We start from the raw sequence: 9,941 nt of genomic DNA, 5'->3' as shown, positions 1-9,941 counted from the left end.
TAGGGTCCAGACTCAATTGATCCAATAGGCGACGATGGCTGCGATGTGGACGGCAGCCAAGAAGTTTCTGGCGAGTTTATCGTAACGAGTTGCGACACGCCTGAAATCCTTGAGCCGGCAGAAGCAACGCTCGATAACATTGCGCCCTTTATAGATGCGCTTGCTGAAGTTGTGGAAGGTCACCCTGTTGGATTTGTTTGGAATGACGGGCTTGGCGCCACGATTGACGATTTCGGCGCGAAAGCCGTCGCCGTCGTAGCCTTTGTCCCCAATGAGGGCAGACATGGGCGGCGCGAGTTCCAAAAGGGCCGGCGCTGCGGCAATATCTGCGTCCTGGCCCGGAGTGAGATGAAATGCGCAGGGTTTGCAATCAGGGTCGCTCAGCGCGTGGATTTTCGTGGTCCGCCCGCCGCGCGAGCGGCCGATCGCCTGTTCATGTTCCCCCCTTTTCCGCCGCTCGCCGAGCGATGCGCCTTGATCGAGGTGGAGTCGATGGACAAAGTCACGCCATCCTTGCCGCAGCGGGCGAGCGCTTCAAAGATCGCCTGCCAATGTCCGCGCTTGGCCCAGCGATTGAACCGATTGTAGATCGTCGTGTAAGGACCAAAGTCGGGCGGGCAATCGCGCCAGCGCGCGCCACACTGAAGCATGTGGATGATACCGCTGATGATGCGTCGATCATCTTCGCGCTCCGGTCCGGTCTGGTTCGTTGGCAGATGCGGCTTTATCTGAGCCCACTGCTTGTCGTTGAGCCAGAACAGCCCCTTGCGCATCAAAGCCCCCGTGCCGAATCAGTTCGGGTGCAAGAGAATCAGAGCGCGCTAATTAGGTACAGACCCTAGACCTCCTCGAGTCCATTCGGACAAACGAGCTGTTGCTCATTCGGACATCTGATCGGTTTTTGGTCGTGACGCGCGACGCTTCTTGGTGCCGGTCGCGATCTGCTTCGTGGTGCGCTTCACGCAGCGCGGCAACACCTTGACGGTGGTGTGCCGGCTCTGCGCCAGGATCTCGCGGTCGGTCAGCTCAGCGTCGCCGGTCTCAGTGAGGTCGCCATGCCGGAAGCTGGCGAATGACAACTCGTCGCGCAGCTCGGCGGCGCGGATGACCTGTTTCACCTTGCGGCTCATGTGAGTGAAGTCGGGAACGTCCGGTTGCGGCCATGTGGGCGATGGCCCCTTGCTTCCCCAATCCCGGCGCAGCATCAAGCCACCAGTTCGGTTGCGCTTGATCTCGTCTAGCTCGGTCATCAACTCGGGATACAGCGCGACTTCCGTCTCTGGATCGAATAGCGGAATCCAGCTCTCCGAGCCGGTCTTGGCATCGATCACCCGCACCATGTTCGGCCGCTCTTTCGGCCGGAAGTGCGAGACATCGAACGTCGCGAAGATGCCGGTCTCCCGCTGCAGCCATTCCCATCCGATCAAGGCGGCGGTCGCCGGCGACGGCAAGCCCAGCTCCACTGCCTTCGCGCGGAAGGCAACAAGCTCGTCATAGTTCGCGGTGGGGGTCTCGCGATCGGAAGATTCCAACCCCATCTTGGCGAACGGATTGACCATAGGAATGGTCCCATCGACGACCTTCTTGGGATTGCGGCGTGAGCAGATAAACCATGCGCGGCGGCAACTCCTCATCGCGTGGTTGACCGTGGTGCTCGACCCTGTTGCAGTCCTCGTCGGTCTTCTTGATGACCAACAGCTTGTCGTAGAGCTCATCGGCGGCCGTCAATCGCCTTTGGCCGAGGCGCGTGCCGTCTTTCAGGACGTAGCCACCGACCAGCTTAAGTCTGACTTCGTGGTTGCGTGGAGTCTTTCCAAACAACGTGCCAGCTGACTCGCGTCGTCGATGATCGAGACATTCTAAGTCGCAGCGCACGCATTTGCGTTGCGGCTACGATAGCATCGCTCTAAAGAGGCGGTGCAGATCGCTGGCAATCTGACGTTGTCGATGCGTGCACGCGCAACCATCTCGGAGTGCGAGTCTGCGGAGGAGCTGGTTCACAGCGCCATAAGTATTGCCGGAATTCAGACGCGGAGAGCGGATCTTCATCCACGGTCGTTGCAGGCCGAGCGTGGGGCCGTTTCACGTCGGGTGACGTGCTGTTGATGAAGGACTTTCTGGGAATGCGACGTGCGGACGGGGTTGGGACGGCAGCTCGCTTTGGTGCGACACTGCTGGGTGGAGTGGCGTTGTTGGCGTGGTTCGAATCGCCCGCTGAATCCCAAACACCGCAAGGCGTGAACTCGCTTCCACCCGTTACCGTCGATGCTCCGACGCAACAGTCAGTCCGCCGCGTGCCGACCAAACGAAATGCCGCCCGGGTTCGATCAGCTTCACGGCGCACCACGGCGCCTGGCACCCCGCAAACCGAAACCGTTGTAGTGCAATCGCAGCCGTCGAAGACCGGTGTCGTGCCCGCCTTTGCAGGCGGCCAGGTCGCTCAAGGCGCGCGGCTGGGACTGCTCGGAAACACCGACACAATGAAGTCACCGTTCAACGTGACGAGCTATACGGACAAGTTCATCCAAGATCAGCAGGCGGCGACGGCTGCCGATGCCTTGATCCTGGATCCTTCCGTGCGCAGTTCCCACCCAACGGGTGGTGTGCTCGATTCCTTCAACATTCGCGGCTTCCCAATCAACGAAGGTAACAACGGTGAGTTCGCGTTCGAGGGTCTCTACGGGATCGCCCCGACCTACCGCATCTTCACTGACTACGTCGAGCGCATCGAAGTGCTCAAGGGCCCCTCGGCCGCGTTGTCAGGCATTGCACCCAATGGCGGCGTCGGCGGCGTCATCAACGTTGTGCCTAAGCGCGCGGGAGAGGACTTGACCCGCTTCACCGCGGATTACGGCTCGGCCGCACGGTTCGGCGGTCACTGGGATGTTGCGAGGCGCTACGGCGACAGCAAGGAATGGGGCGTGCGCGCCAGCGGCAGCCTGCGCGGCGGCGACACGCCCATTGACCGCCAGTCCGAAACGACGGGTGTCGGGTCGTTGGCTCTCGACTATCAGAGCGAACGGTTCAGGTCTTGGCTCTATCTCATCGCCCAGACCGATCGGTTCGATGCTCCCTCGCGTCCCTTCCTGATGGCCCCCGGCCTACAAGTGCCGAAGGCGCCGGACGGTCGGCTAAACGTGACGCAACCCTGGGAATGGTCGCGCATCAACGATCAATCTGCCTTGTTGCGTACCGAATACGATCTAAGCGATCAGGTTACGCTGTTCGCCGACATCGGCGGATCGCAGACCAATGTCGAGCGCTTCTTCGGTCTTCCGACGATCATCAACACGCGCGGAGACACGACCTCGACGCCCCAGTTCTTCGGCCTGAGCATTGATCGATACACATACGATGGCGGCGTCCGCACCCGTTTCGATACCGGCTTCGTCCACCATGCCGTCGCCTTCCAGGCCTCGGTTTATCATGACGAGCTGTACCGGCGGCTAACCAATGGCAGTCCGGTCGCGTCGAACATCTATAGTCCGAGCGTGGCGCCAACTCAGTTCGCAAACGAGATCCCCGGGCGCCCTCGGCTCTCGGACAGTCAACTCACGGGGCTCTCGATTGCTGACACCTTGTCCGTGCTCGATGAGCGCGTCCTGTTGACACTGGGTGTCCGGCGCCAGGGCGTCGAGGCGAACAACTATGTCTCTAATGTCGGAACGCCCTTGAACTCCTACGACAAGAGCGCCACCACTCCGGTGGTCGGCCTCGTCGTCCGTCCCCGAGACAACGTCTCTCTGTATGCGAACTACATCGAAGGCCTCAGCAAGGGCGACATAGCGCCGGTGCAGACGGGTGTTTCCAATGGCGGCGAGATACTTCCGCCCTACATCGCCAAGCAGTACGAGGCCGGCATCAAGGTGGACTTCGGCCGGGTCGCAACCACCTTCAGCGCCTTCGAGATATCGAAGGCGAGTGGCGAGCTGTCCGCCGGGCGCTTCGCAGCGACCGCCGCACAGCAAGTCCGTGGGCTCGAGTTTAACGTCTACGGCGAACTCAGGCCCGATGTTCGTGTCCTCGGAGGCGTTTCGGTGCTGGATGGCACCCTGACGAAGACCGCCGTCGCGGCAAACGTCGGCAATACGCCAATCGGCGTTCCGAATGTGCAGGCCAATATCGGAGCCGAGTGGGATCTCCCGTGGATGAGAGGGCTCACTTTGAATGGGGCCGTCATCTACACGGGCAAACAGTTCGTCGATACAGCGAACAAACAGCCGATCCCGGATTGGACGCGACTCGATCTCGGCGCCCGCTACACGACGGTGATCAACGGCAAGAAGACGGTCTTCCGCGCAAACGTCCAGAATGTGACCGGGACGGAATACTGGTCCAGCGTGGCCTCATTCGGAACGTTCTTCCTCGGAGCACCGCGCACGTATCTCCTGTCGATGAGCGTGGACATGTAATCGCTGCTCTTACAGTTCGGTGATGCGCTTCATGGATGCTTGGGAAGACTCGGTTAAGCACTTAGAAGATGGCGTGTGCACGACGCGTGCACCGGGAGATCAACAAGAATCTCATCACGGCCAAGGTGAGCAGACATTGCGAGGTGCGCCTTGGGTTGGTCGACGAGCACAGACAATGTTTTCGAGGGCAGGGAAGACGGGGTAGACTGACGGGCAGCATCAGTACAGGCATCCTCTCGATTTGCCGCCTGAAGAACTCGGTTGCCGTGCTACGACTCAAACAAGAGCTGCAGCTCCCGATGTTCGCTCGGTCGTCTCCATGTAGTTTTGGTCTACCACCCGCAGCGTCCGCCGCATCATGCCGTCGACAATTGCAGTCGACTTGCTTGGACGCACATATATCGCGGTGGACTTGAGCAGCCACGGCAACGCCGCCTGCTCGAGCCGCTCCTCATAGGCGTTGCGCATCATGTCGAAGGCCTGCAAGCCGGGACCCGCCAGGATGACATGATGCGGGCGCAGCACCGATATCGTTGCGGCGACCGCCTCGGCAAGCGCGTGCCCTGCGTGCCGGAACAATTGCTCGAGGCGGGGATCGCCGCCCCGTGCTCTGTCTCGCAGCAAAGCCATCTGCGCCTCGGACGGCTGTTGCGAGACCGCAGGCGGCAGGTCGACAAAGGTGCGAGCGTCGCGGTAGAGCGCATAATCGGCGAGATAGGCTTCGACGCAGCCACGCTGGCCGCAGCGGCATTGAGGTCCGTTCGGCGCTAACTTGACATGACCGATCTCGCTGCTGGCGCCGACGCCCCAGCGTGCCTCACCGTTGACGACGACGCCCATCCCGACGCCATGGCCGACCGTGATCGTGGCCGCCAGGCCCTCCGCCAGTGCCGGTTCGGCCGCCGCGAGGGCCAGCGCAACCGGAACGGCGTCGTTCGCCATCACGACATCGACCTTGAAGATCCGGCGGATCGGCGTCGCCAGATCGACGTCGGTGACCGACAGTGCCGGACTCCACAGATGGCGGCCGGTGTCGGCGTTTACGATGCCCTGCAGCGCAATTCCAATTCCCAGCAGCCGGCCGCGCGGGGTGCCCGTCGCGTCAAGCATTGCATCAATTTGCGCGATCACGATATCGCACAGTGCGCCTGCATCGAGAGCGCGCGTCTCGAGTGCGAGTCGCGATTGCGCCAAGCCAGAGCCACTGAAATCCGCGATCAGTGTCTCAATCAGGTTCATGCGCAGGGAGACCGCAACGATGCGGCCAAACTCCGGGTTCAGGGTCAGCTGTATCGCCGGCCGGCCACGACGACGGCCATTCGGCCCGTCCGCATCCTCTTCGTCGGTATCGTCGGCCCACGACGTCGCCGCCGCTGTCACGGTCTCGCACAGCAGCTCTTCCGCTATCAGCCTCGACGTTATGGCCGAAATGGCCGCGAAGCTCAGCCCCGTATTACGTGCGAGCTCCACGCGCGGCAATGGCCCCTGACGTCGCAAGGCTTCGACAAGGCGGCCGCGGTTCGATCCGCGGGCTGCGCTTGAAGCACGTCTCGGTGGGCTCGGGCTGCTCATCCATGCTTTCTTTTAATTCGCCCCGTGAAGTTAATCAACGGGCGTGCACTGAGTGTGATCAAAAAGGCACAACTAGAGACTGTCGTATCGTATCGCATTTACTCCCATCGCAACCTGTGTACTATCAGTGCTTGAAGACCTGTGTACTATCAGTGCTTGAAGAAATGGACAAAGTCATCCTTGACGAAGGTTCTGTCCCGCGTAATTTCTTCTTTGCGTAAATAAAATAAGGCGCAAAAGCGCCAAGCGTGACGCCCGCATACCGGGAGTGACAAGGGAGGTGCACATGAACAGCTCAATGAAGAAATGGATCGTGCCGTTGTTCGCGAGCGCAGCCGTGCTCGCGATGACCACCGGTGTGACGCAGGCGCAGCAGAAAAAGACCATTGCGCTGGTGACCAATGTCGCGGCCGACTTCTGGACCATCGCCGGCCGCGGGCTCGAGAAAGCGCAAAAGGAGCACCCTGAATACAATGTCGAGTTGATCGTCACCAACGAAGGGACCGCGGCGGGCCAGCGTCGCGAGTTGGACGACCTGCTGGTGCGCGGCGTCGCCGGAATCTCTATCTCTGTAGACGATGCACCGCACGCAACCGAAGAACTCAACAAGGTCGCAGCCAAGACCGTGTTGATCACGACGGACAGCGACGCGCCGCAGAGCAATCGTCTTGCCTACATCGGCACCGACAACGTCTCGGCCGGACGACAGGCGGGCGAAGAAATCAAGAAGGCGCTGCCGAACGGCGGCAAGATCGCTCTGTTCGTCGGAACGATGGACGCCGACAACGCCCGCGAGCGGGTCCAGGGCATCAAGGAAGCGATCGCAGGCACCAAGGTCGAACTGGTCGACGTGTTCACCGACCAGGTGGACTTCGCCAAGGCCAAGGCGAACATGGAGAACGTGCTGGTCAAATATCCCGACATTGCGCTGTTGTCCGGCCTGTGGAGCTACGAGACGCCGCTGATCTATGACGCAGTGAAGGCGGCGGGCAAGGCCGGCAAGGTGAAGATCGTTGGCTTCGACGAGGACCAGCGCACGCTGCGGGGCATTTCCGACGGCACAATCGAATCCACGGTCGTGCAGCAGCCGTACGAGTTCGGCTATCTCTCCGCCACCAACATCATCAAGACTCTGAACGGCGACAAGTCCTGGATCCCGGCGGACAGCAAGCTGATCGTGCCGACCAAGGTGATCAGTAAGTCCAACGTCGCAGAGTTCACCGCAAATCTGAAGGAACTGCTGAAGAAGTGACTCAGTGTGCTTCACCGCCCGGCCGCCACAGGCCGCCGGGCGGTGTGCGGGAGGAAACGCCGAATGGCAGAGACGCTGCTGGAGCTCACCAGCATCAGCAAGACGTATCCCGGTGTCCGGGCCCTCGACGATGTCAGCCTGCGCGTGTACCGCGGCGAGGTGTTGGGCCTGATCGGCGAGAACGGCGCCGGCAAATCGACGCTGATGCGCGTACTGGGCGGCGTGATCGCGCCAAGCGAAGGCGTGATCCGCATCGGCGGTAACGACCTCGCCCGGATGACGGTGAGCGAGGCGACGCGGGCCGGCATCGCCTTCGTGCACCAGGAACTGAACCTGTTCGAGAATCTCGACGTCGCGGCCAATGTATTCATAGGCCGCGAGAAGCTTACTGGCGGCCCGCTGAAGCTGGTGGACAACGCGCAGATGCGCGCCCGCGTGACGCCGCTGCTGGAGCGGCTGGGCGCCGATTTCACGCCGAACACGCCGGTCGACAACCTGTCCATCGCGGAGCGGCAGATGGTGGAGATCGCCAAGGCGCTCTCGATCGACGCCCGCGTGATCATCATGGACGAGCCGACCTCCAGCCTGACAATTTCGGAGACCGAACGGCTGCTGGAGGTGATTGCCGACCTGAAGGCGCACGACATCTCGGTGATCTATATCTCTCACCGGCTGGGTGAGATCATGACCTGCGCTGACCGCGTCGTGGTGCTGCGCGACGGGCGCACGGTGGGAGAGCTGGCGCGGCACGAACTAAGCCATGCCGCAATGATCCGTCTGATGATCGGTCGCGACCTGAAGGCGCTGTATACGCCGCCGAAACGGTCGCCGCAGCCGGGCGGCTGCGATATCGTCGGCCTCGTGACCATCGCCTATCCTGACCGGCAAATTGATCTTTCCGTGCGGCGCGGAGAGATCCTCGGTCTGGCAGGGCTCGTGGGTGCTGGCCGCACCTCCCTGGCCCGCGCGGTCTTCGGCATCGACCCGTTGCTGGGCGGCGAGATCAGGATCGGCGACGCGCCGGTCGGTGTCGCGTCGCCGCGCGACGCCATCAGGCAAGGGATCTATCTGGTGCCGGAGGACCGCAAGAAATCCGGGCTGGTGCTGGAATTGCCGATCCGGGAGAACGTGACGCTCGCGAGCCTGCTGAATTATGCGCGGATGTGGCTGGTCAACGGCGCGGTCGAGCGCAAGATCGCGAAAGAACAGGTGCGGAGCCTGTCCATAAAGGCGCCGAGCATCGATATGGAGGCCGTGACGCTCTCCGGCGGCAACCAGCAAAAGGTAGTGCTGGGCAAGTGGCTCTCCATGCAGCCGCGGGTGATGTTCTTCGACGAGCCTACCCGTGGCATCGATGTCGGTGCCAAGAGCGAGATCTACGCGCTGATGCGCGACCTCGCCGACCAGGGCGTCGCGATCGTGATGATCTCCTCGGACATGGAGGAGGTCATCGGCGTCTCCGACCGGGTGGCAGTGATGCATGAAGGCGCTGTCAGCGGTGTGCTGGAGCGCGAGCAGTTCAGCGAATACAACGTGCTGCGGCTGGCGATCGGCCAAGCGCTGGAAACGGTGGAAGCCGCGGCGCCATGATGAAGAAAGAACTCGGCCTGTGTCTGCTGCTTGCAGTGATCTCCGCCATCACCGGCGCGATCAATCCGGCCTTCCTATCGTTGGTGAACTTGCTGAACATGGCCAATCTGATCGGCCTGTTCGGTGTGTTCGCGCTGGGCGAGGGGCTCGTGATCATCACCGGAGGCATCGATCTTTCGCTCGGCTCGATGTTCGCGCTGCTTGGCGTCGTCTTTATCGACCTTCTGACGACTTATCAGATTTATTGGCCCTTCGCGCTGCTGCTGGTCCTGTTGGGCGGGCTGGCGCTGGGAGGCATCCAGGGCTTCCTGATCACGCGGCTGAAAATGCAGCCCTTCATAGTGACGCTGTGCGGATTGCTGATCTATCGCGGCGCCGCGCGCTACTATACGAGCGACTCGACACGCGGCTTCGGCTACGGTGACGAGGCTAGCACGCTGAGCACCATCGCCTCCGGCAATATCGGGGGCATCCCGAACACCTTCATCTTCCTGATCATCCTTGCGCTGATTCTCGGCGTGCTGCTGCACCGCTCCGTCTATGGGCGCTGGCTCTATGCCGTCGGGAAAAACGAGGAAGCAGCACGCTTCTCCGGTATCAGCACAAATATCGTGATCGCGACCGCCTACATCATCAGCGGCGGGCTCGCCGGGATCTCGACCGTGTTGTTCGTGTTCTATACCAACTCGGTCTCTCCGAGCTCCTTCGGCAATTTCTACGAGCTCTATGCGATCGCGGCTGCCGTCCTGGGTGGGTGCAGCTTGCGCGGCGGCGAGGGCTCCATTCTCGGTATTGTGCTGGGGACGGCGCTGTTGCAAGTGCTGCAGAACCTGGTGAATATCCTGGGCATCCCCAATTCCCTGAACTTCGCGGTGATGGGGACGGTGATTCTGGTCGGCGTGCTGGCGGATCAGCAATTGCAGGCCCGTCGGCGGCGCAAGGCGGCGCTGGCCAGCTTGGCCCGCACGGCGCCGAGATCGACACTTGTGCAAGCAAAGCAGAGCGCATCACCGCCCCGCGTGGCGGCGTTGCCAACGAGAACAGGCGATCAGGCATGAGAGGCACGTTCCAGGCTGGAGGGCTTTGGGCGGGGACGTGACCACAAAAATAGACAA

General features: G+C 61.6%; 8 protein-coding genes and 1 pseudogene. 6 read left to right on the top strand and 3 right to left on the bottom strand.

Annotated features, from left to right (window positions below):
• Window positions 1–12 precede the first annotated feature (12 nt).
• Window positions 13–773 (bottom strand): annotated as a pseudogene (locus tag AYJ54_RS46660) (IS5 family transposase).
• Window positions 774–878: 105 nt separating this feature from the next.
• Window positions 879–1,559 carry a hypothetical protein gene (locus AYJ54_RS04200; protein ID WP_063696754.1) on the bottom strand — a complete coding sequence of 227 codons (681 nt, stop codon included), beginning with the start codon at window positions 1,557–1,559 and terminating at the stop codon, window positions 879–881.
• A gap of 4 nt (window positions 1,560–1,563) precedes the next feature.
• Between AYJ54_RS04200 and AYJ54_RS04195 the strand changes: the two genes are divergently transcribed.
• From AYJ54_RS04195 to AYJ54_RS54295, 3 genes are all read left to right on the top strand, one after another.
• Window positions 1,564–1,833, top strand: coding sequence for a hypothetical protein (locus AYJ54_RS04195; RefSeq protein WP_063696752.1), 270 nt, complete (start codon window positions 1,564–1,566; stop codon window positions 1,831–1,833).
• A 272-nt stretch (window positions 1,834–2,105) separates the two neighbouring features.
• A complete protein-coding gene (locus AYJ54_RS04190) occupies window positions 2,106–4,412 on the top strand; it encodes a TonB-dependent receptor (protein WP_063696750.1) in 2,307 nt (768 codons plus the stop codon).
• 22 nt (window positions 4,413–4,434) lie between these two features.
• Window positions 4,435–4,617 (top strand): hypothetical protein, encoded by a 183-nt coding sequence (locus tag AYJ54_RS54295; protein ID WP_488226329.1) that lies wholly within the window; start codon window positions 4,435–4,437, stop codon window positions 4,615–4,617.
• Window positions 4,618–4,688: 71 nt separating this feature from the next.
• Here AYJ54_RS54295 and AYJ54_RS04185 read toward each other — a convergent pair whose 3' ends face one another.
• The gene (locus AYJ54_RS04185) at window positions 4,689–5,984 is read right to left on the bottom strand and encodes an ROK family protein (RefSeq protein WP_063696748.1); all 1,296 of its coding nucleotides are present in this window, start codon (window positions 5,982–5,984) and stop codon (window positions 4,689–4,691) included.
• 286 nt (window positions 5,985–6,270) lie between these two features.
• Here AYJ54_RS04185 and AYJ54_RS04180 point away from each other — a divergent pair, with 286 nt between their 5' ends.
• The 3 genes from AYJ54_RS04180 to AYJ54_RS04170 all read left to right on the top strand — a co-directional run bounded on the left by AYJ54_RS04180 (window position 6,271) and on the right by AYJ54_RS04170 (window position 9,884).
• Entirely contained in the window at window positions 6,271–7,236 is a 966-nt protein-coding gene (locus AYJ54_RS04180; RefSeq protein WP_082905471.1) for a sugar-binding protein, read from the top strand.
• 63 nt (window positions 7,237–7,299) lie between these two features.
• Complete coding sequence (locus AYJ54_RS04175) at window positions 7,300–8,826, top strand: sugar ABC transporter ATP-binding protein (RefSeq protein WP_063696744.1); 1,527 nt, start codon at window positions 7,300–7,302, stop codon at window positions 8,824–8,826.
• Window positions 8,823–9,884 carry an ABC transporter permease gene (locus AYJ54_RS04170; protein ID WP_063696743.1) on the top strand — a complete coding sequence of 354 codons (1,062 nt, stop codon included), beginning with the start codon at window positions 8,823–8,825 and terminating at the stop codon, window positions 9,882–9,884. Before AYJ54_RS04175 ends, AYJ54_RS04170 begins: the two co-directional genes overlap by 4 nt.
• The last annotated feature ends 57 nt before the right edge of the window (window positions 9,885–9,941 follow it).

It is taken from the genome of Bradyrhizobium centrolobii (assembly GCF_001641635.1).
In the GTDB taxonomy this organism is placed as follows: domain Bacteria; phylum Pseudomonadota; class Alphaproteobacteria; order Rhizobiales; family Xanthobacteraceae; genus Bradyrhizobium; species Bradyrhizobium centrolobii.
Note: the sequence above shows the minus strand (reverse complement) of the source record. Positions and strands in the feature narration are given on the sequence as shown.

Excerpts from the sequence above, each read along its gene's own strand:
- AYJ54_RS04200 (WP_063696754.1), bottom strand. The coding sequence starts at position 1,559 with ATGGTCAATCCGTTCGCCAAGATGGGGTTGGAATCTTCCGATCGCGAG.
- AYJ54_RS04195 (WP_063696752.1), top strand. The coding sequence starts at position 1,564 with ATGGTCCCATCGACGACCTTCTTGGGATTGCGGCGTGAGCAGATAAAC.
- AYJ54_RS04190 (WP_063696750.1), top strand. The coding sequence starts at position 2,106 with ATGAAGGACTTTCTGGGAATGCGACGTGCGGACGGGGTTGGGACGGCA.
- AYJ54_RS54295 (WP_488226329.1), top strand. The coding sequence starts at position 4,435 with ATGCGCTTCATGGATGCTTGGGAAGACTCGGTTAAGCACTTAGAAGAT.
- AYJ54_RS04185 (WP_063696748.1), bottom strand. The coding sequence starts at position 5,984 with ATGAGCAGCCCGAGCCCACCGAGACGTGCTTCAAGCGCAGCCCGCGGA.
- AYJ54_RS04180 (WP_082905471.1), top strand. The coding sequence starts at position 6,271 with ATGAACAGCTCAATGAAGAAATGGATCGTGCCGTTGTTCGCGAGCGCA.
- AYJ54_RS04175 (WP_063696744.1), top strand. The coding sequence starts at position 7,300 with ATGGCAGAGACGCTGCTGGAGCTCACCAGCATCAGCAAGACGTATCCC.
- AYJ54_RS04170 (WP_063696743.1), top strand. The coding sequence starts at position 8,823 with ATGATGAAGAAAGAACTCGGCCTGTGTCTGCTGCTTGCAGTGATCTCC.